28 protein-coding genes are annotated in these 25,172 nt (G+C 33.7%); 20 read left to right on the top strand and 8 right to left on the bottom strand.

Annotation, left to right across the window (positions count from 1 at the left end):
• Position 1: 1 nt before the first annotated feature.
• The 20 genes from darB to ABD940_RS18930 all read left to right on the top strand — a co-directional run bounded on the left by darB (position 2) and on the right by ABD940_RS18930 (position 15,258).
• A complete protein-coding gene (gene darB, locus ABD940_RS19025; protein ID WP_345207451.1) occupies positions 2-1,141 on the top strand; it encodes a dialkylresorcinol biosynthesis protein DarB in 1,140 nt (379 codons plus the stop codon).
• Positions 1,141-1,572 (top strand): hotdog family protein, encoded by a 432-nt coding sequence (locus ABD940_RS19020; RefSeq protein WP_345207449.1) that lies wholly within the window; start codon positions 1,141-1,143, stop codon positions 1,570-1,572. Before darB ends, ABD940_RS19020 begins: the two co-directional genes overlap by 1 nt.
• A 59-nt stretch (positions 1,573-1,631) precedes the next feature.
• A complete protein-coding gene (locus tag ABD940_RS19015) occupies positions 1,632-2,075 on the top strand; it encodes a hotdog family protein (RefSeq protein WP_345207447.1) in 444 nt (147 codons plus the stop codon).
• 6 nt (positions 2,076-2,081) lie between these two features.
• Positions 2,082-2,486 (top strand): flexirubin biosynthesis protein DarG, encoded by a 405-nt coding sequence (gene DarG, locus ABD940_RS19010; protein ID WP_345207445.1) that lies wholly within the window; start codon positions 2,082-2,084, stop codon positions 2,484-2,486.
• 35 nt (positions 2,487-2,521) lie between these two features.
• Positions 2,522-3,517, top strand: a complete 996-nt coding sequence (gene darH / locus ABD940_RS19005) for a BtrH-related acyltransferase DarH (RefSeq protein ID WP_345207443.1) — start codon at positions 2,522-2,524, stop codon at positions 3,515-3,517.
• The gene (locus ABD940_RS19000) at positions 3,518-4,273 is read left to right on the top strand and encodes an ABC transporter ATP-binding protein (protein WP_345207441.1); all 756 of its coding nucleotides are present in this window, start codon (positions 3,518-3,520) and stop codon (positions 4,271-4,273) included.
• Positions 4,260-5,528: an ABC transporter permease gene (locus ABD940_RS18995; RefSeq protein WP_345207439.1), complete on the top strand. Its 1,269-nt coding sequence runs from the start codon at positions 4,260-4,262 to the stop codon at positions 5,526-5,528. Before ABD940_RS19000 ends, ABD940_RS18995 begins: the two co-directional genes overlap by 14 nt.
• Positions 5,518-5,946: an acyl-CoA thioesterase gene (locus tag ABD940_RS18990; protein WP_345207437.1), complete on the top strand. Its 429-nt coding sequence runs from the start codon at positions 5,518-5,520 to the stop codon at positions 5,944-5,946. The genes ABD940_RS18995 and ABD940_RS18990 overlap by 11 nt, the downstream gene beginning before the upstream one ends.
• Entirely contained in the window at positions 5,946-7,100 is a 1,155-nt protein-coding gene (locus tag ABD940_RS18985) for a beta-ketoacyl synthase N-terminal-like domain-containing protein (RefSeq protein WP_345207435.1), read from the top strand. Before ABD940_RS18990 ends, ABD940_RS18985 begins: the two co-directional genes overlap by 1 nt.
• Before the next feature lie 10 nt (positions 7,101-7,110).
• Positions 7,111-7,650 (top strand): 3-oxoacyl-ACP synthase, encoded by a 540-nt coding sequence (locus ABD940_RS18980; protein ID WP_345207433.1) that lies wholly within the window; start codon positions 7,111-7,113, stop codon positions 7,648-7,650.
• A 104-nt stretch (positions 7,651-7,754) separates the two neighbouring features.
• Positions 7,755-8,012: a phosphopantetheine-binding protein gene (locus ABD940_RS18975; protein WP_345207431.1), complete on the top strand. Its 258-nt coding sequence runs from the start codon at positions 7,755-7,757 to the stop codon at positions 8,010-8,012.
• A 71-nt stretch (positions 8,013-8,083) separates the two neighbouring features.
• Positions 8,084-9,283 (top strand): beta-ketoacyl-[acyl-carrier-protein] synthase family protein, encoded by a 1,200-nt coding sequence (locus ABD940_RS18970; protein WP_345207429.1) that lies wholly within the window; start codon positions 8,084-8,086, stop codon positions 9,281-9,283.
• Positions 9,280-10,341 carry a beta-ketoacyl synthase N-terminal-like domain-containing protein gene (locus tag ABD940_RS18965; protein WP_345207427.1) on the top strand — a complete coding sequence of 354 codons (1,062 nt, stop codon included), beginning with the start codon at positions 9,280-9,282 and terminating at the stop codon, positions 10,339-10,341. The genes ABD940_RS18970 and ABD940_RS18965 overlap by 4 nt, the downstream gene beginning before the upstream one ends.
• A 118-nt stretch (positions 10,342-10,459) precedes the next feature.
• Positions 10,460-11,221, top strand: a complete 762-nt coding sequence (locus ABD940_RS18960) for a polysaccharide deacetylase family protein (protein ID WP_345207425.1) — start codon at positions 10,460-10,462, stop codon at positions 11,219-11,221.
• A 158-nt stretch (positions 11,222-11,379) separates the two neighbouring features.
• Entirely contained in the window at positions 11,380-12,006 is a 627-nt protein-coding gene (gene lolA2, locus ABD940_RS18955; protein WP_345207423.1) for a flexirubin biosynthesis/transport protein LolA2, read from the top strand.
• Positions 11,972-12,607, top strand: a complete 636-nt coding sequence (gene lolB2, locus ABD940_RS18950; protein WP_345207421.1) for a flexirubin biosynthesis protein LolB2 — start codon at positions 11,972-11,974, stop codon at positions 12,605-12,607. Before lolA2 ends, lolB2 begins: the two co-directional genes overlap by 35 nt.
• Positions 12,608-12,614: 7 nt before the next feature.
• A complete protein-coding gene (locus tag ABD940_RS18945; RefSeq protein ID WP_345207419.1) occupies positions 12,615-13,223 on the top strand; it encodes an outer membrane beta-barrel protein in 609 nt (202 codons plus the stop codon).
• A gap of 4 nt (positions 13,224-13,227) precedes the next feature.
• Positions 13,228-13,608 (top strand): ApeI family dehydratase, encoded by a 381-nt coding sequence (locus tag ABD940_RS18940; RefSeq protein ID WP_345207417.1) that lies wholly within the window; start codon positions 13,228-13,230, stop codon positions 13,606-13,608.
• Positions 13,605-14,081, top strand: coding sequence for an amidohydrolase family protein (locus tag ABD940_RS18935; protein WP_345207415.1), 477 nt, complete (start codon positions 13,605-13,607; stop codon positions 14,079-14,081). Before ABD940_RS18940 ends, ABD940_RS18935 begins: the two co-directional genes overlap by 4 nt.
• 4 nt (positions 14,082-14,085) lie before the next feature.
• A complete protein-coding gene (locus tag ABD940_RS18930; protein ID WP_345207413.1) occupies positions 14,086-15,258 on the top strand; it encodes a DUF2062 domain-containing protein in 1,173 nt (390 codons plus the stop codon).
• Positions 15,259-15,485: 227 nt separating this feature from the next.
• Here ABD940_RS18930 and ABD940_RS18925 read toward each other — a convergent pair whose 3' ends face one another.
• The 8 genes from ABD940_RS18925 to flxA form a co-directional block, all read right to left on the bottom strand.
• Complete coding sequence (locus ABD940_RS18925; RefSeq protein WP_345207411.1) at positions 15,486-16,739, bottom strand: alpha/beta hydrolase; 1,254 nt, start codon at positions 16,737-16,739, stop codon at positions 15,486-15,488.
• Position 16,740: 1 nt separating this feature from the next.
• The gene (locus ABD940_RS18920) at positions 16,741-18,414 is read right to left on the bottom strand and encodes a C45 family autoproteolytic acyltransferase/hydrolase (RefSeq protein WP_425550373.1); all 1,674 of its coding nucleotides are present in this window, start codon (positions 18,412-18,414) and stop codon (positions 16,741-16,743) included.
• A gap of 70 nt (positions 18,415-18,484) precedes the next feature.
• Positions 18,485-20,026 (bottom strand): phytoene desaturase family protein, encoded by a 1,542-nt coding sequence (locus tag ABD940_RS18915; protein ID WP_345207409.1) that lies wholly within the window; start codon positions 20,024-20,026, stop codon positions 18,485-18,487.
• 187 nt (positions 20,027-20,213) lie between these two features.
• Positions 20,214-21,098, bottom strand: a complete 885-nt coding sequence (locus ABD940_RS18910; protein ID WP_345207407.1) for a lysophospholipid acyltransferase family protein — start codon at positions 21,096-21,098, stop codon at positions 20,214-20,216.
• A 102-nt stretch (positions 21,099-21,200) separates the two neighbouring features.
• On the bottom strand, positions 21,201-21,455 hold the full coding sequence (locus tag ABD940_RS18905) for an acyl carrier protein (RefSeq protein WP_345207405.1): 255 nt from the start codon (positions 21,453-21,455) through the stop codon (positions 21,201-21,203).
• Between the two features lie 4 nt (positions 21,456-21,459).
• Complete coding sequence (locus tag ABD940_RS18900; RefSeq protein WP_345207403.1) at positions 21,460-22,680, bottom strand: beta-ketoacyl-[acyl-carrier-protein] synthase family protein; 1,221 nt, start codon at positions 22,678-22,680, stop codon at positions 21,460-21,462.
• Between the two features lie 81 nt (positions 22,681-22,761).
• Complete coding sequence (gene flxB, locus ABD940_RS18895; protein ID WP_345207401.1) at positions 22,762-23,493, bottom strand: flexirubin biosynthesis SDR family reductase FlxB; 732 nt, start codon at positions 23,491-23,493, stop codon at positions 22,762-22,764.
• A 75-nt stretch (positions 23,494-23,568) separates the two neighbouring features.
• Entirely contained in the window at positions 23,569-25,089 is a 1,521-nt protein-coding gene (flxA, locus tag ABD940_RS18890; RefSeq protein ID WP_345207399.1) for a flexirubin biosynthesis tyrosine ammonia-lyase FlxA, read from the bottom strand.
• Positions 25,090-25,172: the final 83 nt, after the last annotated feature.

The following is a 25,172-nucleotide window of genomic DNA, read 5'->3' as shown; positions in this document are numbered from 1 at the left end:
AATGTACGACGTATTTATAACAAAAGCATCAAAATACTTACCCAATGAGCCGGTTTCAAATGACGAAATGGAAACGTATCTTGGTTATATAAATGGCGCGAAATCTAAGGCAAAAGGAATTATTTTAAGAAATAACAAGATCACGACAAGATATTACGCTTTAGACAAAGAAGGAAACCCAACTCACACGAATGCGCAGTTGACGGCAAAAGCAATTGAAGGTCTTTTTGATGATAAATTCAAAAAAGAAGACATGAAATTATTGTCTGTGGGAACAACTTCTCCGGATCAGATTCAGCCTTCGCACGCTTCAATGGTTCATGGTGAATTAAATATCGGAAAATCTATTGAAATTAATACAGCAACAGGACTTTGTAATTCAGGAATGAATGCTTTGAACTATGGTTTTCTTTCCATTAAAGCCGGAGTTCAGGAACAGGCCGTTTGTGCGGGTTCTGAAAGAATGTCGGCTTGGATGACAGCTGATAAATTCAACCACGAAGCTGAAAATTTAATTTTACTGGAAGAAAGACCAATCATCGCTTTCAAAAGAGAGTTTTTGAGATGGATGCTTTCTGACGGAGCCGGAGCTTTCTTATTGGAAAACAAACCAAGAGAAAACGAAACAAATTTAAGAGTAGAATGGATCGATTTTTATTCTTACGCTCACGAAATCGAAGCTTGTATGTATGCAGGTTGCGAAAAACAGGAAGACGGAAGTTTAAAATCTTGGGCAGATTATCCATCGGATGAATGGTTGAAGCAATCTATTTTCGCTATCAAACAAGATACTAAAATTTTAGATAAATATATTTTGGTAAAAGGTGCCGAAAGTTTGAGATCATCTTTTGATAAACATGATTTAGATCCTGAATCTATCGATCACGTTTTAGCTCATATTTCTTCAGGCTATTTTAAAGAAGGCTTAAAAGAAGAATTTGCCAACGTAGGACTGGATTTCCCTTGGGAAAAATGGTTCTATAATCTTTCAGACATCGGAAATATTGGTGCAGGTTCTATTTTTGTGGCTTTGGAAGAATTAATGAACTCAGGAAAGCTGAAAAAAGGAGAAAGAGTTCTTCTTTGCGTTCCTGAAAGTGGAAGATTTGCCTATTCTTGTGCTTTATTAACGGTTTGCTAATGGAAAACAAATTACCGACATCTGATCAGAATTTTGTGGAAAGTCTAATTCCACAACGATTTCCTTTTGTAATGGTAAACAGTATTGCAGATTATTCCGAAACCCAATTGGTTTCAGGATTTGAAATAAAGGAGGAAAATATTTTTGTTCAGGACGGCATTTTTCAGGCTTCCGGATTAGTAGAACACCAAGCTCAAAGTGTAGCTTTACACACCGGCTACAAGTTCTATTTGTTAGGAAAAGAAGCTCCGACAGGTTATATTGGTGCTATCAAAACTTTTGAGGCAACAAAATTACCGAAATTGGGAGATCTGCTAACTTCCGAAGTTTCCATTATTAATGAAATGATGGGCGTAACTTTGGTCGATATCGTAACAAAGATCAACGATGAGGTTATTGCAAAATCTCAGATGAAAACTGTTGTAATGTAAAATATTAATAACTGAATTTAATATTTGTCTTAAAAAATTCAGAAACAATAGATAATGTAATGGAAATCAAGGAAGAAAACATCATCAATATACACAATTTTCTCCCTCATCGCGAACCGATGTTAATGGCAGATTATATCCTGGAACTGACCAAAGAAAAAGTTGTGACTTCCTTTGAAATTTTAGAAGATAATGTTTTTGTTCATAATAATCATTTTGTTGAAGCCGGTTTGATCGAAAATTTAGCTCAAACGTGTTCATCAATTCTCGGACAAAGTTTCTTTGAAAATCCTGAAGCAGATACAAAAGTGATTGGTTTTATTACCAATATCAAGAAAATTGAAGTTTTCGCTTTACCGAAAGTTGGTGACAAAATCATTTCGAAAGCTTCATTGATTTCTCAGTTTGAAAACATCTGCAATATCTTTTGTGAGACCTTTCTTAATGATGAATTATTGATAAGAGCAGAAATTAATTTGTTTATTCAAGAAGTAAAACACTAATAACCAATGAAAAAACAAGATCTTCCTCAAGACGAAAGCAATCTAAAGTCCGCAAACATGACGGAAGTTTTGTATGTGACTGATGAAAACAACAACTATACAACAGCAAACAGTATCGGTTGGGATATTAAAAAAGCCGCTTTGGATGAATCGCTGGCTTTGATTAACGAAAGAATTGAAGAAGCAAAACAAAATGTAGCTAATAATATTGTAAGTCCGATTATCTATTTCATGGAATTAAATAAAATGGATCTACAAGTTCTTGCAGCCTATGTCGGAATGTGGCAATGGCGAGTGAAAAGACACGCAAAACCAAAAATTTTTAAAACACTAAGCCAATCCGCTCTGAAAAAATATGCCGATGCATTCGGAATTTCAGTGGATGAATTAAGAAACTTCGACGGAAAATAAAGCATTTTAATTTCCCGATAAAAGATAAAAGCCAAATGGAACTCAATTTTGAACATCACCAAACAGCACATTGCGAAAACGGTGTTGCCTCCAATTTATTACTCAACAAAGGGTTAAAACTCAGCGAACCCATGATTTTCGGAATCGGTTCCGGATTATTCTTTGTGTATTTACCTTTTTTAAAAGTAAATTTCGCCCCTGGTTTTAGTTATCGCCCAATGCCCGGCGCTATTTTCAGCAAAGCAGCAAAAAGATTGGGAATTAAAATTAAAAGAGAAAAATTTTCAAATCCTGCAGAAGCTCAAAAGGCTTTAGAAAGAAATTTGGAAAACAATGTTCCGACAGGTTTACAGGTTGGAGTTTTCAATCTCACCTATTTCCCTGAAGAATATAAATTCCATTTTAATGCCCACAATTTGGTCGTTTACGGAAAAGAAGACGGAAAATTTCTGATCAGTGATCCCGTAATGGATTATACAACAACTCTTACCGAGGCTGAACTGGAAAAAGTAAGATATGCAAAAGGCGCACTTCCGCCAAAAGGTCACATGTATTACCCTACTTATATTCCTGAAAATGTAAATCTGGAAGAAGCCATCAAAAAAGGAATTAAAGATACTTGTAAAAATATGTTGGCTCCCGTTCCGATCATTGGTGTAAAAGCAATGAGATGGGTAGCCAGAAGCATCCCGAAATGGGCTGCAAAAAAAGGAATAAAAACAACCAATCATTATTTAGGACAGCTGATCAGAATGCAGGAAGAAATCGGGACTGGTGGTGGCGGATTCAGGTTTATTTATGGTGCATTTTTACAGGAAGCTGCAGTGATTCTTAAAAATGACCAGTTGAAAGAACTTTCAAAAGAAATTACCGAAATTGGTGATCTTTGGAGAGATTTTGCTGTGGATATTGCGAGAGTTTACAAAAACAGGAACTCAAAAAGCGATATTTACAATCAACTTTCAAAAACGATGCTTCATATTGCAGATCTGGAAGAAGCTTTCTATAAAAAACTGAGAAAAGCGATCTAAATGGAGAACTTTATTGAGATTAAAAATTTATATAAAAAATATAAAAATGCAGAAGATTTTTCTGTAAATGATATCTCGTTGAATATTGAGAAAGACGAAATCTACGGAATTCTCGGACCAAACGGAGCCGGAAAAACAACGTTGATTTCAATGCTTTCAGGTTTAATTAAACCAACTTCGGGAACGTTTAAAATCAACGGATTGTCACCTCAGAAAGATGGTTTTAAATTAAGACAAATCATAGGAATCGTTCCGCAGGAATATGCTTTATATCCAACATTGACAGCCAAAGAAAATTTAATGTTCTTCGGAAGTCTGTATGGTTTAAGCCACAAAAAATTAAGAAATGCGATTGATGAATCTCTGGAAATCATGGGCTTGTCAAAATTCGCAGATAAAAAAGTTGAACAGTTTTCAGGAGGAATGAAGCGCCGTTGCAATTTGATTGCAGGAACTCTTCACAATCCTAAAGTTTTATTTTTGGATGAACCGACCGTTGGCGTTGATGTTCAGTCTAAAAAAGCAATTATAGATTATCTTTTAGATTTAAACAAAAAAGGAACCTGTATCATTTATACATCGCATCACCTTTCGGAAGCAGAGGAATTCTGTACAAAAATTGCCATCATCGATCATGGGAAAATCCATGCTGTGGGAACACCTGAAGAATTGGTGAACAGAGTGGCAAGTGCTGAGAATTTAGAAGATGTTTTCATTTCATTAACCGGAAAAGAATTAAGAGATGTTGTTGTATAAATTGTGGAGAAGTTTCATTAAGGAAATCCTTTTGCTGAAAAGAGATATTGGAGGAATCGTCATCATTTTCGTGATGCCTTTATTATTAATTATCACGATTACTTTGATTCAGGATTCGACTTTTAAAAATCTGGAAGGTTCTAAAATCCCGATCATTTTTATTGATAATGATAAATCTGAGATTTCAAAAAATATAAAACACGAGCTTGAAGGAAGTAAAACTTTCGAGTTAATGACGAATTATACTGAAAAATCTGCTCAAGAAGCTGTTTTTGGAGGAGATTATCAGATGGCAATCGTTATTCCTGAAAATTTAACAAAAGATTTAAATTCAAATATTGATTCCAAAGTTCAGACTATTGTAAGTTCGTTTGGTTTAGAAGAAAATTCAGGTAAAGCTCAAGTAAAAGCTATCAAAGCCAAGGACATTCATTTGTATTTTGATCCTGCTACTAATATCGGCTTCAAAAACAATGTGATGAATGCCGTGAACAAAATGGTTTTTGAAATTGAGAATAAAAAGATTTACAAAGCTTTTCAGGATCAGTTGGGAACAACCGAAAATCTTGAAGAAAATAAAAATCTGATCAGCTTTAAAGAAATCACTCCTAAAAAAGGAAAAATGGACGTGATGCCGAATTCGGTTCAACACAACGTTCCAGCCTGGGCATTGTTTGCAATTTTCTTTATTGTCGTGCCTTTGTCTATTAATTTAGTTAAAGAAAAAAGTCAGGGAACGAGCGTGAGAGCCAGAATCAGTCCGACTCCTTATTTTATCCATATTTTAGGAAAAACATTTACTTATTTGATCATCTGCATGATTCAGTTTTTGCTGATGGTTGCAGTAGGAATCTACCTATTTCCTTACATGGATTTGCCTCAGTTTGATGTCACCGGAAAAATGTTCCAGCTGATTGTTGTGACTTTATTTTCAGGATTGGCGGCAATCGGTTTCGGAGTTTTATTGGGGACGATTGCCGACACACAGGAACAATCTGCACCGTTTGGAGCGACTTCTGTTGTCGTTTTGGCGGCTGTCGGAGGAATCTGGGTTCCGGTATTTTTAATGCCTGAATTTATGCAGACTATTGCTAAATTTTCACCTATGAATTGGGGATTGAATGCTTACTATGACATTATTTTAAGAAACAGCGGAATCGGAGGAATTGCAAAAGAACTGACTTTCTTATTTTTATTTTATATTGCAATGGTCGGAATATCATTAATTTACGAAAGAAAACAAAATGCAGTCTAAAGAAGAAATCATATTAGCTTTTACTGAAAAAGTACGCGTAAGGTTCAACGAAACAGATCCATTGGGAATTGTTTGGCATGGACATTATATCGTTTATTTCGAAGATGGTAGAGAAGCTTTCGGACGTGAACATGGATTAACTTATCTCGATATTCAAAAAGCTGGATATGTAACTCCAATTGTGAAAAGTACTTGTGAACATTTTCTTCCATTAAAATATGGAGAAACTTTCAATATTGTAACGACTTTCGTGAATTCAACTTCAGCGAAATTAATTTACAGATACGAGCTTTTTAACGAAGAAAATAAACTAGTCTGTTCAGGAGAAACCATTCAGGTTTTTTTGGATTCGGACAACAATTTATGTTTATATAATCCTGAATTTTTTCAGGCTTGGAAAGATAAAATGGGATTATAATGAGGAAGGAAATTTACATTACAGATTACAACTGCGTCACGCCTTTAGGTTTTGACGTTTCATCCAATTGGAATGCTCTTTTAGAAGGAAAATCAGGCGTAGCTTTGCATAAAATCATAGAAAATCAGGAACCTTTTTATGCTTCAATGATTGATTCTGAAAAATTGAATGAAGAATTTAGTAAATTCTTCGACAATCAGGATTTTACAAGACTGGAAAAAATGTTTTTGCTAAGTCTAAAACCTTTGGTTGAAAAAAATCCAATTTCAGACGATACAGCTTTTATTTTATCAACAACGAAAGGAAATATCAGCTTATTAAAAAATCAAAATACTTTACCAGAAGGTGTTTTTCTTTCAAACTTAGCTCAAAAGATTGCTGATTTTTTTGGATTTAAAACAAAACCGATTGTTGTTTCCAATGCCTGCGTTTCAGGAGTAATGGCAATTGCTGTTGCTAAAAATATGATTCAGGCTGGAAAATATAAAAATGCTTTCGTCATTGCCGGAGACGAAATTTCAGAGTTTGTAATTTCTGGTTTCAATTCATTTCAAGCAATCGGAACGGAAATTTGTAAACCTTACGACAAAAACCGTGACGGAATCAATATTGGTGAAGGAACAGCAGCGGTTTATATCACAGGTCATTGCGAGGAACGAAGTGACGAAGCAATCTCAAACGAAAAATTTAGTTTTAAAGTCTTAGGAGATTCAGCCATCAACGATGCCAATCACATTTCCGGACCTTCAAGAATGGGTGACGGATTGTATGCGAGTATCAAAAATGCAATGACAGAAGCCAATGTTTCAGCAGAAAAAATCGATTTTATTTCTGCACACGGAACGGCAACAATATACAACGACGAAATGGAAGCCATCGCTTTCAACAGAATGGAATTACAAGATGTTCCTCTAAACAGCATGAAAGGTTATTACGGACATTGTTTGGGAGCTTCTGGATTATTAGAAAGTATTATTTCAATAGAATCTGCATTGAATAATACATTAATTCCATCTAAAAACTTTGAAGAAACGGGAACTTCCCAACCGTTGAATATTATAAAAGAAAACCAACCTGCAGAAATCAAATATATTTTGAAAACGGCTTCAGGTTTTGGTGGGTGTAATGCAGCAATTGTTTTGGAAAAATGTTAAAATGAAAACCATGAAGAAAACAGACATTTGCACCATAGAAAAATCAAAAATCGTTCTCAACAACGAAATTATTTTTGAAACCCCAACTGAAATTTTTTCAGACTTCGCGAAAGAGGCTTACAAAAGTTTAGAATTAAATTATCCTAAATTTCATAAAATGGATAGCTTAAGCAAACTTGCTTTTCTTGCTTCTGAAATGATTTTAAAAGACGAAGACCACAGCAGAACAGCATTAGTTTTTGCTAATAAATCATCAAGTTTAGACACCGACTTTAAATATCAGGAAAGCATCAATTCTCAGGAAAATTATTTCCCGAGTCCTGCGGTTTTTGTATATACTTTACCCAATATTTGTGTAGGCGAGATAAGTATCAAACATAAAATGCAGACAGAGAATGCTTTTTTTGTTTTGGATGAATTTGATGAAAAATTTTTAAACGATTACTCAGAACAGATTTTACAGTCAGGAAAGGCTGATAAAGTGTTGTGTGGCTGGGTAGAACTCTATCAGGAAAGTTATAATGCTTTCGTATATTTGCTTACTTTGTAATTTAACAATATAAAAATGTACCAGTTTACCAATTTTTAAAACGCTAATAACTATTGCTACATTGTTAAACTTATACATTGGTACATTATAAATGAAATTTATTTATGGAAAACTTAAGAGAAGAATTAAAGCACAAAATCATCGAAGTTCTTAACCTTGAAGACGTTGCAGTAGAAGAAATCAAAGATACAGATCCGTTATTCGGAGGTGGTCTTGGATTGGATTCTATCGACGCTTTGGAGTTAATCGTTCTTCTTGATAAAGAATACGGAATAAAATTAGCCGATCCTAAAAAAGGAAAGGAAATTTTCGAATCAATCGACACAATGGCGAAATTCATTGAAGAAAACAGAACGAAATAAATTAATATATCAATATAGCAGTCTAGCAATTGGTAAACTGTTATATTGATACATTGCTACATTTTGGAAAAATGAGTCAAAAAATTGCCATAACAGGAATGGGCATCATTTCCGCCATTGGAAACAATGTGGAGGAAAATTTGAGTTCGTTAAAAACCGGAAAACATGGAATTTCAGATATTCAATTGTTTGAAACTCGTCATGCTGGAAATATTAAAACGGGCGAGATAAAATTGTCTAATGAAAAATTGGTGCAGAAACTTCAGTTAAGTGAAGATAATAATGCAACAAGAACTGCTTTATTAGGTATAGTTGCTGCAAAAGAAGCCGTAGAAAGTGCCGGAATTTCCGATATTAATGAATATAAAACAGGTTTGATTTCCTCAACAAGCGTTGGCGGAATGGATATCACCGAAAAATATTTCTACACCTACGAAGACTTCCCTGAAAAGCAAAAATATATCGACTCTCACGATGCGGGAAATTCATCATTGCTGATTGCAGATTATTTGGGCTTAAAAGGTATGGTTTCGACCATCAGTACAGCTTGTTCATCTGCCGCAAATGCAATTATGATGGGCGCAAAACTCATCAAAAATGGAGTTTTGGACCGAGTAATTGTTGGCGGAACAGATTCTCTTTCAAAATTTACGCTGAACGGTTTCAGTACGCTAATGATTTTAACCGATTCTTACAACACTCCTTTTGACAATGACAGAAAAGGTCTGAATCTGGGTGAAGCAGCCGCTTTCATTGTTTTGGAATCTGATGAAGTTGTGAAAAAAGAAAACAAAAAAGTTCTCGGCTATCTTTCTGGATATGGAAATGCGAACGATGCTCATCACCAAACTGCTTCTTCGGAGAATGGACAGGGAGCTTATTTAGCAATGGAAAAAGCATTGAAAGTTTCAGGTTTAAATAAAGAAAATATCGATTATATCAACGTTCATGGGACGGCAACACCAAATAATGATTTATCGGAAGGAATTGCAATGATCCGGATTTTTGGAGAAAATAATGTTCCGGAATTCAGTTCTACAAAAGCATTTACAGGTCATACTCTGGCAGCAGCAGCGGGAATTGAAGCAGTTTATTCATTATTAGCCATTCAAAATAATATCATTTTCCCAAATCTCAATTTTAAAACAAAGATGGAAGAATTTGATTTGACACCTGTGACGGAACTCAAAGAGAAAAATATTAACCACGTTCTTTCCAATTCGTTCGGCTTTGGAGGAAATTGTTCAACATTAATTTTCTCAAAATCATGAGTGCAGTTTACATCAACAGTGCAGCCTGTATCTCGGTTCAGGACACGTTAAATGAAAATTTTTTCCAAAATTTACAGCCTGTAAATTCACCTCAGGTTTTAAAAGCTATCGAACCCAATTACAAAGAATTCATTCCGCCTGCAGCAAGCAGAAGAATGTCTAAAACGGTAAAAATGAGTTCTGTAGTATCAAAATATGCTTTACAAGAAGCCGGAATTGAAAATCCTGACGCGATTATCGTCGGAACAGGAATGGGTTGTTCTCAAGATTCTGAAAAATTTCTAAAAAATGTGATTGACAATAATGAAGAGTTTCTGACTCCAACGTTTTTTATTCAATCTACACACAATACTGTTGCGGGACAAATTGCTTTAGGTTTGCAATGTCACGCGTACAATTTCACGTATGTAAATACTTCTTCGTCGCTGGAATTTTCATTTTTGGATGCAAAATTGCAGATCAATGATGAAGAAGCAGAAAATGTCTTGGTCGGTTCAACAGACGAACAAACCGACCGAACAATGGAATTGTATAAATTAAACAAAACCATTAAAAAAGAAGAAAATCTTCCCGTTGATTATTTGAATTCAACAACGGATGGTGCGATTTGGGGAGAAGGAGCCAGTTTTTTTGTCTTAGGAAAAGATAAAACGGAAAGCTCTTATGCTCAATTAAAAGATATTCAAATCAGTAGCAGATTAGATTTAGAAGAAACTCAACAATTTATTGAAGGTTTTTTAGCTAAAAATAATTTGAAAAATGATGAAATTGATGCTGTAATTTTAGGTTTCAGCGGAGATTTAAAATCTGATATTTATTACACAAAAGCAATGGATTTATTTGAAAATTCCGCATTGTTGTATTACAAGCATTTGAGCGGAGAATTCAATACGGCAAGTGGTTTTTCAACGTTTATGGCTTGTCATATTCTGAAAAATCAGGAAATTCCGGAAGTGATGATGATTAATGACTTGAAAAAAGAGGAGATTAAAAATATTCTACTTTATAATCATTTGAGTAGAAATGACCATAGTTTGGTTTTGTTGGGGAAAGCTTAGTTTATAGTATATTAAAAACAATACAATTGTCATTCTAACGAAGGACAAATCTATTATTAAAGATTACTTCGTCATTTCATTCCTCGCAATGACCTAAAAAATTCAAAAACAATTAAAGATGAAACATTATCCATTTATCCTATTTTATCTTTTCTGTAACGTTTTTATTTACGCGTTTCATGGAGGATTTTTGGTGTATTTCTTTTGTTTTCTAGGATTTACAGCGGTTTTAGCTTGGGGATCTTTTGATATTGGATTGAGTTATTTTGTCAACAGTATTATTCACAAGAGAACGAAAATCAAGGAAGTTGCTTTGACTTTTGACGATGGCCCGACTGAATTTACTCCGAAGTTTTTAGATGTATTAAAAGAAAACAATACAAAAGCAACCTTTTTCTGTATCGGAAAACAGATCGAAAAATATCCGGAAACTTTTCAGAGAATTATTGCAGAAGGTCATACGATTGGAAATCATACGCTTTCGCATTCGAATACTACAGGATTTTTATCCACTTCAAAAATGTTTGAGGAAATTGAAAAATGTGATAAAGTGATGTTGAAAGTTGGAAATATTAAAACCAATTTATACCGTCCTCCTTTTGGTGTAACCAATCCGAATATTGCTAAAGCCATCAAAAAAACTCACAAAAAATGCATTGGCTGGAATGTTCGTTCTTTGGACACAATTACAGAAGATGAGAAAAAAATTTACCGAAAAGTTACAAAAGGATTAAAAAAAGGAAGTATCATTCTTCTTCATGACACTTCGGAAAAAACGTACAATGTTTTGGTAGATTTATTAGTATTTTTGAAGGCGAAAAATTATTCAACTTTTACAATTGATAATATTTTAACCACAAAAGAGACAAAAGTTTTTTAACACATTAGAATTTTAAGTTCAAATAATTGTATTTAAAGAACACCTAAGTTTTGAAAATCTTTGATTTTCATCTTTTGCTAGCTTTTGATTTCTGATGTTTAAATTAAAATATAAATAATCTTTTGTGACTTTTGTGGTTAAATTAAAACGTTAAAAAAATGATTAAAAATATTGCTTTCGGAGCATTTTTATTAGTTTCCAGCTTCTTTTTTGCTCAAAATACGACAATGTCGGGAGCGGAAGCAAAAGCATTTGTAGCCAAAGTTTCATCGGAAACGAAGGAAATAAAATCTTTACAGGCTGATTTTACTCAAACCAAAAAGATGGATTTTTTGGATAAAAGTATTGTCACTTATGGAAGAATGTCTTTAAAAACTCCGAATATGCTGAGCTGGAAATATTTAAAACCTTATCAGTACAGCATTGTTTTTAAGGATAATAAAATTTTCATCAACGATCAGGGAAAAAAATCTTCCGTTGATGCAAAGAGCAAAACGTTTGAGAAAATCAATAAGTTAATCGTTGGAAGTTCAAACGGACAGATGTTTAATGATCCTGAATTTTCAGTGACTTATCTGAAAAACGCCAATTTCAACATTGCAAAATTTACTCCGAAATCTGCTCAATTACTGAAATATATTAAGCAAATCGAATTGAGCTTTCCAAAAGGGCAATCAACGGTTTCACAGGTAAATATGACGGAAGCTTCGGGAGATACAACGAATATTGTTTTCAAAAACACAAAAATCAATGCGCCGATTTCTGCATCAGAATTTAGTTTATAGTCTGATTTTCTTATCATTAGCTTCGTGTAAAACATATAAGCTTACAGACGTAAAATCGATTTCAAATTCTGAAAAAACAGTTGAAAATTTATATTTTTCTTCCAATGAAGACTATGTTTATAAATGTCAGATGGATATTTATAAAAATCATGTAAGCGGAATTTTAATTATTAAAAAGATCAACGGAACGACACATCGTGTCGTATTAACTTCAGATTTCGGAAATAAATTAATTGATTTTGAGATTTCCGAGAATGATTTTAAGCTTAATTATGTTTTGCCAGATTTGGATAAAAAGATCGTCATCAACTTTTTAAAGAACGATTTTCAACATCTTTTAAGACAAAAATATCCTGTTAATGAAAGCTTTGAAAATGGGAATTCTAATATTTATCTCTCAAAAATTGATAAAAAATCCTACTATTTATTCTTCAACAAAGAAAATAATTTACTGAAACAGATTGTTTATACGAAAAATAATAAGGAAAAAATCGATTTTACTTTTGATGCAAAAAAACATATCTTCGCGGATAGTTTGAATCTTCAACACAAAGACTTCAAAATAAATATAAAACTATTTCAAATAACCGAAAATGAATAAATTACACATGAAAAAAATCATTTCTTTACTCACGATCATTATTTCAGGATTGTCTTTTGCACAGGTGACTTTTAATCCGGGAATCAGAGCGGGAGCTAATTTTTCACACTTTACCAATAACAGCAGTCAAAGTTATTACTATTGGGATTATGATTATTATCCTTCCGGAACAAATCCTACTATGGATTTCAAAACAAAAACTGACTTTTATATAGGCTTATTCGGAAATATTCGTTTTGCTAAATTTTATGCTTTGCAGCCGGAAATTAATTATTCAAGACAGGGAACTAAACTTGATACCAATATCAATAACTGGAACGGGCAAACTCTTACAGCGACTTATGTGGGTGTTCAGTTGGTAAATAAATTTTATTTCAACAAATTCAATGTTCATTTCGGACCAACTTTGGATTTTTTGGTAGAACAGAAAAACTTCGATGCTGAAAATGAGGTCGATTTGGGAATAACAGCAGGTTTAGGATTTGATATTACTAAAAACTTTGGGGTTGAAGCCAGAGTAAAAAAAGGATTTGTTCCAGTTTACTATTTTAACGGAGATCACTCAAATGTAACTTTCCAGGCGGGAGTTTATTATACATTTAACATGAAAAAATAATTTTATGCAGACCATTCTTACAGACTTTTACACATTAGAATCATACGAAAAAACAGAAAACGGAAGTTATATTGCCAATATTTCTTTGAACAAAGATCACGAAATATTTAAGGGTCATTTTCCTGGAAATCCTGTAACACCAGGAGTTTGTATGATGCAGATCGTAAAGGAACTGACGGAAGAATTTACTGGGTCAAAATTATTCTTAAAAACGGCTTCCAATGTAAAATTTATGGCGATCATCAATCCTTTTGAAACGCCTGATTTGAAATTACAATTAGATATCACTCAGACAGAAGAAGATATTAAAGTAAAGAATACCACTTCTTTTGGCGAGACTATTGCATTAAAAATGTCAGTAAACTATCAAAAATTGACTTCATGAAACTTATCTTCTCATTCATAACAGCTTTTATTTTATTTTTTCAATCTGATCTGGAATCATTGAGAAACAGCTATGCAAAGGCAAACTCTTCCAATGAAAATACCGAAGCTTTCATTAATATCGCTGAAAAACAATCTGGTTCTGATGCTGTAACGACTGGTTACAAAGCTGCAGCAAAGATCATGGAAGCTAAAATTGCAAAATCAAACAGAAAGGCATTGGTAAAAGCCGGTGCAACAGATCTTGAAGCAATTATTAAAAGTAATCCGAACAATGCCGAGCTAAGAGTGATAAGAATGAGCGTTCAGGAAAATATTCCTAAAATTGTAGGATATAGAGGAAGTTTAAAAGATGACAAAGCATTTTTATTAAATAATTACACAAAGCAAAATACTGCATTGAAAAATTATATTAAAAGATTTGCAGCACAGTCTAAAACCATGACCGACGCAGAAAGAGCAACATTAAAATAAAACAATGACCCTTCCTGAAGTACAAAATGCAATTTCTGAAAAGAAAATATGCGTTTTAATACCTACTTACAACAATGAAAAGACACTGAAAAGAGTGATCGACGGTGTTTTGGATTATACGCAAAACATTATTGTTGTTAATGACGGATCTACCGATTCCACACCGAAAATTTTAAATGAATATCCTCAAATCAGTGTCATTAATTTACCTGAGAATAAAGGAAAAGGAAACGGACTTAAACTCGGCTTCAGAAAGGCAAAAGAATTAGCCTACAACTATGCAATTACGATAGATTCAGATGGTCAACATTATCCCGATGACATTCCTGTGTTTGTTGAAGCTCTGCTTGAAGAAAACGAAGATATTTTATTAATCGGAAACCGGAATATGTCGCAGGACGGCATCCCAAAGAAAAGCAGTTTTGGAAATCGTTTTTCTAATTTTTGGTTTTGGTTTGAAACCGGAATTAAATTGGAAGACACACAATCAGGTTATCGGTTATATCCTTTACATAAAATTCCAAAGAAATATTTTACTCCAAAATTCGAGTTTGAGATTGAAATTATTGTAAGAACAGCATGGAGACACGTTTCTGTAAAAAATGTTCCTATAAAAGTTTTGTATGATCCTGCGGAAAGGGTTTCACATTTTAGACCTTTCAAAGATTTTACAAGAATCAGTATTCTGAATACGATTTTGGTGACGATCACTTTACTTTACATTATTCCGAGAAATTTCATAAATAATTTCAAAAAAAAAAGCTTTAAGAGGTTTATAAAAGAAGATGTGTTGGAAAGCGACGGAAGCAACCGTACAAAGGCATTTTCGATTGCTTTGGGCGTTTTTATCGGGTTTTCTCCTTTTTGGGGATTTCACACGCTTCTTACGATTTCATTAGCTGTTTTATTTAAGTTAAATAAGGTTTTAGCATTTGTGGCTTCCAACGTAAGTTTGCCTCCTTTTATTCCTTTTATTATTGCTGCGGCGTTGTTCTTGGGATCTCCGTTTGTACATGGAGAGAGTAATATTCTAAGTCAGGAATGGAATTTTGAATTGATAAAAAACAACCTTCTCCAATATATTATTGGAAGTTTTATTTTAGCAACTACGATGTCTGCGATTTCAGGAATTGCTACTTTTTTATTTTTGAATAAAGTAAGTCCCGAAAATAATTGATTTTTTTAGGAGCTATTTCCCGCTATCCACTCATACTCCTCACTCCAACTGCTTTTGCCTTGCTCTTGTTGCGGGGTAACCGTTTCTATCGGGCTAGATTGCAGTCATTTCTCTCCATTTTTCAAGAAACCATAACTTTAGCCCTTCCGTAGGAAGCCAAACCCATTTTAAGAGATCGAATTGCAAAAATTCGTGTTTAGATTCCTACGGAATGACAAACTAGGTGTTTACTTTAAAATAAATTGCGTCAAATCCTTTAAAAACTCCTCATCCACATTTCCTTTGATTTCATAATCCTTTGGAGAAGGTGTTCCGGAACCTTTGATAAATAAATGACTTAAACTCGGATAAAATTTAAATTCCGTCGATTTATTATTTTTCAACTGATTTTTCCAAAGTTCAAAATCTTTTTCCGTAACCTGATAATCTCTTCCGCCCTGTGCAAAGAACATCGGAGCTTTGATGGATTTTATAGCTTCAAGAGGTTTATAATCAACCAAATACTTCCAATACGCTGCAGATTGCTCCAAAGGTAGTTCGGATTTTGGAGTATTAAGATTAAATTTATTAGAATTCAAAAAATCCACCTGTTTTTTAATATTCTGAACATCTTGATCCGAAACTTTTGAAGGATCAATTTTATGAAGATATTCAAATTGTTCAACCAATAAATTCTGTAAAGGTCTTGCATTTCCAGCCATGAAAATATATTTTGAAGCATTTGCCTTTTCAGCAATTTTCGGCATCAGATAAGCACCTTGACTGTGTCCCAAAACAATAATCTGATATCCTTTAAAATTTTCGTTATTTTTAAAATAATTCGAAATATTTACCGCATCGTTGATTGTCTCTTGCTCAACCGTAGACTGATCATTAAATGTCTCAGGATTGGAATACGTTCTTTTGTCATATCTGTACGAAGAAATTCCGTTTTTTAAAAGATATTCTGCAATGTCTTTGAAGGGTTTGTTCTCTCCTATCGTTTCATCTCGATCTTGTGGTCCTGAACCATGAACTAGAATAACCAGTTTTTTCTTGTTGTTTTGCTCAGGCTGCAGAAGAATTCCGTTTAAATCAATACCCTCACTTTTTATTTTTAAAACAGTTTTATCATCAGTTTTATCAAAAAATTTATGAGGAACGAAGTAAAAACCAACGATCTTATTACTTTCATTAAAAGTGATCTGAATGTCTAATTTTGTTTTAGAAAAGTCGGAATAGAAATAATATGTGTCTTTTTCGTTATTAACTTCAAGAATGTTTTTAAGCTCTCCCAATTGTCCTTCAAGCTGCTCTTCTAAAGATTTTAAATCTTCAGGAGAAACCTGTCCGCCCATTGATGGATCAAAAAAAGCATGAGCTTTTTCCATGTTCTTATCCGTAAATAATGTTTTGATGAATTGAGAACCAATCTCATTTCTATTTTGGGCAAATGACAATAATGATACAAAAATCAAAATTAGATGTAAAAATTTCTTCATATTATTTCTTTAGTTTCTTATTTGTTTTCTTTAAATATTTTTCAACATTTTCTTTATCTGGAACCGTTGTAATTTCTTTAGATAAAGCTTTTTCGAATTCTATTTTTGCCTTAGCATATTCTTTTTTATTAAAATAATATTTTCCCGACTGATAATAAACCAGCCAAAATTCAGGATTTAAGTCTTTATAATGATTGATAAATTCTTCAGAAAGAGTTTTTTCTTTATCATCAATTGCACCCTCTATTTGAGAACTTAATTTTTTATATTCTTCGTAATTTTTAAAATCCTGAGAATCCACAAAAGAATCTTTTGCAATATTCAATTCAGATTTTGCAAATTTTCCGCTTTTTAATCTTTTATCCGAGAAAATTTCGTTCAAATCATAACAGACAAATTCACCCAACTGATAAGGATTTGCGGAAACCCAAACCAGTTTTTTCTGAGGCGAAAAAATCACCGCATGATGCGCCAACAACTGATTAATTGCCTTTTCATTTCCATATCCTATTTTCTCTCCTTTTAAACCGGATTTATCTCGTAAAATCGAAGCCATTTTTTCGGGATTCAACTTTTTCTTTTCTTCTAAAAGCTCCTGTAATTTTTCGTAACGATACTCAGAATGACTTTCCAGAATATGTTTTTGATTTCGCTTATCATCTTTGTAAGCATCGGATTGAAAATGATTAGTACAAAAAAAACGGCTTGAATTTTCAACTTTATAAACTCCGAAATTGTCAGGAGAAACTTCGATAATCACTGCATTTTTATCATTTGCACTTCCAACAAGAATAGATTCGGAAACGAAAACTTTTCGCTTTTTTGCAATCGCAATCGCTTCATTAATATTTTTGGCATATTGAAGAATTTCCCTTGTCACCAAAGAAATCGGTGTTTTTGCAGTCAACGGAATCTTAGATTTCCCTGCATTAATTGTTACCGTAATTCCTTCTTTATTCATCCCGGAAACAACGCCAATCATTCCCGGCCAACTCACAGACAGATAAGAAATTCCGTTTTCCGGTTCTACAAATTCTACTAATTTATTTTTAGCAAAATCATCACCGACATAGAAATCAAAATTTCTTCCGATCAGCAAATCTCCGTCGTCCGTATTTTCATTCCAAACCGCGAGAGAAGTACAGCCAACCACCATCAAATCCTGCATCGCATGACCAATATCGTGCGCTCCGTGCAAATACATACTTCTTAGAAATTTTGGAGCAATAAAATCATATTTATCCGATGAATACTGAGATAATCCGTACAATTCCGCCTGATAATCTTCACGAACATTCAGGTACATTTTTCGGTTGTACCATTTCAGAAAACCTCTCAGTAAATTTTGCTTAAACTTTGATGGAACAAAGCCTTCCACTTTTGAAAAGAAAATTTCTTCCTGTTTCTGCATCAAATTTTGGGTTAAAGCTCCATTGTTATAGCCCAACTGCAAAGGATTTCCTTTAATATACAATTCCCAAAGCTGCTGCTTATTTTTGGTTAAATAATTTTGATTAAAACTAAAAGTTGAGTCGTTTATTTTATTGACTTTTGGAATTTCCAGTGAATATTGTTTTACATCAGGAACGTGTTTTATAGATTTTCTTACGCCGCATGATGTGAGATTGAGAATTAAAATAATAGCCAGATATTTTCTAATGCCATCTCGACGCAAGGAGAAATCTATTCTACCTATTTTAGATTCTTCACTCCACTTCGTTGCGTTCTGAATGACAAACTGCCAGTTAATTTTCTTCACTTTTATTTTTATTAATCATTTGTGTTAATCTTTCATCGATCAGTTCTTTTCCTAAAATTTCAGCGCAGGTATTGAAAGCTCCGATCGTACAGCCCAAAATTCCGTGCATATTGACAGACTGCCCTGTCAAAAAGAGATTATTGATCTTCGTTCGTGGAGAAACCATCGTTTTTAAAGGGTTTTCTGAACTTTTGATGTATCCGTACATATTTCCGTCGAAACTCCCAATGTAGTCACGATACGAAAGCGGAGACGAAGTGTAAATATTTTTAATTGAATCTCTTAAATTGGGAAATTTATTTTCCAAAGCATCAATCATTTTTTCTGCTTTTTCCATCTTGAATTTTTCATACAATTCTCCTCGTTCATGTTCGTCTGCAACCGTATTAAAAGTCTTTTCCCATTGTTTAACTTCATCAAAACTCATATAGGAAATTGCTGTTAAGCTTTCTGCAAATTCAGGATGATGTTTTGATTTTGTGGAAGAAAGCATGTACGTTTCCGGCCAGGCTTTTTCCTGATATTGGTAAGCATTCCAAACCATTTCTTCGTTCGAATAATGGTATACATTATAATTAAAATTCGGAATAGAATTCGGTTTCAACACAAAATAAACACTGAAACATGAAGGAACAGGTTCCCAACTCAAGACTCTATTTAAAAAGGATTTTTTTAATCGATCTTCCCCGATCAAATTAATCATTGAACGAATTTCTATATTTGAGATAATTTGTTTCGCGTGATATTCTTTTCCTGATGTCGTTTTTACACCATTTAAAACACCATTTTCATTAAAAGTCATTTGAGAAACCTCAGAATGTTTGTGAACTTCCGCTCCGTTTTCTCTCAATTTTTTAATTAATAATTTTGAGATCTGGCTTCCTCCTTTCACACATTTATAAGCACTTTGAATGTAAGAATTCACCGTCAAAGCATGAACGTAAAACGGAATATTTTCCGAATCTCCACCATATAAAAAATTTGAACCTAATAAAACAGATTGTAGTTTTTTATTCTGGGTAATTGATTCGATGAATCTTTTGGTATTTAAGTGGAGAATTTCTTCGTTATAGTTGTCTTTTCCAACCACATTATATCTAGGAAATTGGTTGCAAACTCTCTGAATTTCTTCACAATAATCATCTAAATTCTCTTTTTCTTCAGGAAAATATTTAGATAACTGTTCAACAAAATTTTCATAGCCTTGAGCATGAGGATATTCGATTTCATCGTATCCGAAAGTGATTTTATCGTATCCGTTTTCATCCATTTTCTCAAGCTGAAGCTCATCCATAATTCCCAAATAGGAAAAAAACTGATGAAGATTCTGCCCTTCTGAAAGTCCTCCGAGATAATGAACTCCGGTATCGAAAATAAGTTTGTCGCGGGAAAATGTCTGTAAATTTCCACCGTATTGATTATTTTTCTCCAAGACACAGACTTTCAAGCCTTCTTTCGCCAAAATTAAAGCCGAAACAAGACCTCCCAATCCGCTGCCGATTACAAGTATGTCATATTCTTTTTTCAAAGGAGAAAATGGTTTTCTTTAAAGGTAAGAAATTTAGATCTTAAAAGCTATTTTGTCCTGTTGAAAGTATTACAACAACATTTGCGGATATCAATTCGGTACAAATTAAGACTTAATAATAAATTCTAAATTAATCTTAATGGTTTGAGTTTAAATATTAGTTTTTTCGGGAGTAAAAGTAGGAAATTTAATCAATATCATCCCAAAAATCGAAGTAATTGAACCATTGAAGAGGATATTTTTTGATCATTGACTCCAAATTTTGAGTATAAGAATTCAAAAGTCCCTGTGCATCGCGTTTTTTTATTTGTTGTGCAACTCTTGCATACAAATGATAATGAAGGTTTTTCTCCTTCATTACGTACACATAAACGACCGGAACTCCCAATCTTGAAGCAATCAGGAAAGGTCCGGCAGGAAATTTTGCAGATTTTCCGAGTAAATCGCCTTCCAAAAATTTAGAACCTTCAAAATAACGGTCGCCTGTAAAACAGATCAATTCGTTTTTTGACAACGCTTCATTGATGTCGAAAATATGCGACATATCATCTTTAACATAGATAAATTTGATGCTGCTTGCTTTTACAGAAACGCTTTCCAGATATTCCTTAATCACTGTAACTTCCTGATCTGTTGTAACTAAATTAATCTGACAATCAAAATCGATATCAGCAAAAAAATGTTCAGCAATTTCAAAATTTCCAATGTGAGCGCTGATTAAAACACCACCTTTTTTTTCTGCTAAAAGATTTTTAAGGTTTTCAACACCGTCGAATTCGTAGGTATATTTTTCTCGTAATCCGGCAGAAATTGCAGTTTTATCAATCAAAACTGTTCCGAATGTGAAATAGCTTTTAAACAAAGAAATTTTTGTTTTCCAATAACCGTAATTCAGTCTTTTCTGGAAATAATATCTGTAATATTTGTTGCTGTTTTTTTCGAACAAAAAGTAGTACAACGCAACAAAATAAAGCACGAAATATGAACTTCGGATTCCGATATTTCTAATACACCAGACGAAAATTCTGTAGCCCAGAATCGTCCCTTTAGATTTACCTTTCCACTTATTCATAGTATTAATTTAGCAATGTATCAGTCTAACAATGTAACAATACTTAAACATTGGTAAACTGATACATTGTTAAATTGTTTAGAGTAAATTTTTAATCGATAATTATGCGTTTTTCTCAGCGATTTTGTTTTGAATAGTCGAATAGAAGTCATCGAACGTGACCATTTTCTTGAAGTCTGCCTCACCCAATTTCACACCAAAATTAGATTCGATCACCACAACCATATCAATATAATCTAAGCTGTCTAAGCCTAAAGTTGTTTTTAAGTTTGCTTCATTGCTGATTTCATCGCCGTCTACCTCGAACTCATTTACTAAAAAGTCGTTGACAATCGCAATAATTTTCTCCCTTTCCATGTTTTTAATTAAATTTTTTAACGATTAATGCGGAATTGGTTCCCCCAAATCCGAAAGAATTCGACAAAAATACGTCAATTTTTTGACTTTTTGTTTCAGCAATCAAATTTATCCTTTTCGCCTCATCATCAGGATTTTCCAGATTAATATTCGGAGCAACGAAATCATTTTGCATCATCAAAATCGAGTAAATAACTTCACTTGCACCTGCCATCCAACATTCGTGACCGGTCATGGATTTTGTAGAACTTACCGGAACTTCACTTCCGAAAATTTCATAAATCGCTTTAGCTTCATTCGTATCACCAATTGGCGTGGAAGTCGCATGAGCATTAATATAATCAATATCTTTTACCTGTAAACCCGATTGTTGCAAAGCCCTATTCATTGCTAAAGCAGGTCCGTCAACATTTGGTGTAGAAATATGTCCACCATTTGAAGAAAAACCGTAACCAACGATTTCGGCTAAAATATTTGCTCCTCTTTTTTGAGCAGATTCTAAGCTTTCAACAATCAAAGACGCCGCTCCACCACTGGGAATTAAACCATCTCTGTCTTTATCAAAAGGTCTTGATGCTTTTGTCGGTTCATCTTCTCTCACAGAAAAAACACCCAATCCATCGAAACTCGCCATCGAATATTTGTTGGTTTCCTGCGCTCCTCCGCAAACAATCATGTCCTGAAAACCGTTTTTAATCATCATATAAGCCAGTCCCAAAGAATGAGAACCGCTTGCACAAGCTGCACTGATGGTCAAATTGATTCCTCTTAATTTAAAAATTGTGGAAAGGTTCATGGTAACCGTAGAGTTCATCGATTTGAAAATAGCTCCTGAACCCATTAAAGTCGTATCTTTTTTCTCTCTTGCAATGTCGATAGATTCTACAACCGCCTGAGAAACACTGTCGTTTCCGTATAAAATTCCGACTTCGTTATTATCTAAGAAGTCCTGATCGATATTTGCCTGTTTTAAAGCATCCAAAGTTGCGATATAAGCATATTCGCTTTCTTCGCCCATGCTTACGCGCTGTCTTCGGTTCAAAAGATTCTTCAAATCAGGTTTTGGAACAACGCCCGTTAATCCTGATCTGAAACCAAATTCTTTTCTTTCGTCCACCAAAACAATTCCGGATTTTCCCTGAAATAAAGATTCTTTCACCTCTTCCAAAGAAGTTCCGATGCAGGAATAAATTCCCATTCCGGTAATTACAACCCTATTTTCCATGTTTTTCAAATTTAACAATGTATCAATCTAACAATGTAACAATAATTGGTATATTGGTAAATTGTTAGACTATTACATTAATTAAGAATAAATTCCTCCGTTAATGTTAATGATTTCACCTGTAATGTATGATGACTTTTTAGAAGCTAAAAACGCAACCAAATCTGCCACTTCTTCCGCTTCACCAAATCGGTTGGCTGGAATCATCGCTTTTAATTCATCTTCGTTGAATTCCTGCGTCATGTCTGTTCTAATGAATCCCGGTGCAACTGCATTTACAGTGATATTTCTTTTTGCAACTTCCTGAGCCAAAGCTTTTGTAGCCCCAACCAAAGCGCCTTTTGCCGCAGAATAATTTGTCTGACCCGCTGTTCCCTTCACTCCAGAAACGGAAACCATATTGATAATTCTACCATATTTATTACGCAACAATTTCTGAATAAAGAAATTTGTTACATTGAAAAAACCATTTAAACTCGTGTTAATCACAGCGTTCCAATCTTCACTTGGCATCCACATAAACAATCCGTCTCTTGTGATTCCGGCATTATTTACAATAACTTCAACGATTGCTTTTGGGTTATTTTCCTGCCATTCTGTTAAAATTTTCTGAGTTTCTTCAGCATTTCCAACATCGAATTTTAAGATTTCTCCGGTAGAGCCCAATTCTTCAACTTTAGCTAAAGTTTCCTTTGCTGCAGCTTCGTTTGAAGTATAATTAATTAAAATATGATAGCTTTTTTCTTCTGCCAGTTTTATACAGATCGCTCTTCCAATTCCTCTAGAGCCGCCTGTTACGATTGCACATTTCATGTGTTATTTATGTTAGTTTTTTTAAGTGTAATTTTTTCTTTCCTTGTTTTAATGACAACTAATTTTAGTTAAAAATTACATTGTCTTTAAATATTGCTTTACTTCCTCCAAATACGGATACATTACCATATCATTTGAGAACGCAGGAATGATCTTTCTTATTTCATCGTACAACTCTTTTGTTGATGTTGAAACTTTATCTTTAAACTCAAGATATTCGATTGCCTGAACAATTGTGATGGCTTCAATCGCCAAAACTTCGAAAGCATTTTCGATCACTTTTCTGCAAATTACCGCCGCATTTGTTCCCATGCTTACAATATCCTGATTATCATTATTATTCGGAATACTGTGAACATACATCGGATTCGACAACATCTGGCTTTCCGCCGTTGTGGAAGTTGCCGTAAACTGAACACCCTGCATCCCGAAATTGAAACCTAATTTACCTAAATTTACAAAAGGAGGCAAAATTTCGTTGATTTTAGCATTTAAAAGATAATTTAATTGTCTTTCTGCCAACATCGTCAGTTTCGTAACAACGATTTTCAGCTTGTCCATTTCCAAAGAAATATAATCTCCGTGGAAATTTCCGCCGTGGTAAACATGTTGCCCTTCAACATCAATAATCGGATTATCATTTGCTGAATTGATCTCGTTTTCCAAAACCTTTTCAGTGTATTCCAAAGTATCTAAAACAGGTCCTAAAATCTGCGGAACACATCTCAAAGAATAATATTCCTGAACTTTTTCTTTGAAGACTTTTTCCTGTTCTTCAAAGTGAGTATATAAATGATCAGCTCTTTTTCTGATCAATTGACTGTCTGATAAATGCTCACGCATTCTTGCTGCAATTTTTTGCTGACCTGCGTGTAATTTTGTTCCATTTAAAGCTTCTGATAAATGATCGTCGTAAGCCTGAACAATTTCGTTAATCGCACAAGATAATTTAATGGAAATATTAGTTAACTGATTCGCTTTGTGAGCGTTCACAATACCAATTCCTGACATCACGGAAGTTCCGTTCATTAAAGCCAGACCTTCACGAATTTCAACCTGAATTGGCTGTAAATTTTCAATTTCGAAAACTTCTTTTGTAGATTTTCTTTCGCCTTTATAGAAAACTTCGCCTTCTCCGATTAAAACCAAAGCCAAATGAGCCAATTGAACCAAATCTCCACTCGCTCCAACACCACCATGTTCGAAAATCAATGGCGTAATATCTCTGTTGATTAATTCTTTAAGTAAATTAATGACAGAATTGTGAACTCCTGAATTTCCAAGAGACAAAGTATTCAATCTTGCCAACATACAAGCTTTAACCTCATCTGCAGGAAGAGGATTTCCAATACCTGAAGAGTGACTTCTAATAAGATTATATTGAAGCTGATGTGTGTCTTCATCACTGATTTTGAACTGCGCCATCGGGCCAAAACCGGTATTCACACCATAGATTACTTTATTTTTCGAAAAATCCTTTAAAAACTGAAAACTTTCATCCACTCTGGCTAAAAGTGTATCATCCAGTTCTATTTTTTCATTCTCAATGATGATTTTTTTAAAGTCGTTCAGTTCTAAAAAGTTATTTATTTTCATTAATTAAAAGTAATAGTAGATAATATTGTAATTATTAATTAATTGTCATTAATTTTGCGGCAAAGATAGAAGTTATTATATAA

Origin of the sequence: Chryseobacterium ginsengisoli (genome assembly GCF_039542325.1) — a bacterium.
Taxonomy (GTDB): domain Bacteria; phylum Bacteroidota; class Bacteroidia; order Flavobacteriales; family Weeksellaceae; genus Chryseobacterium; species Chryseobacterium ginsengisoli.
Note: the sequence above shows the minus strand (reverse complement) of the source record. Positions and strands in the feature narration are given on the sequence as shown.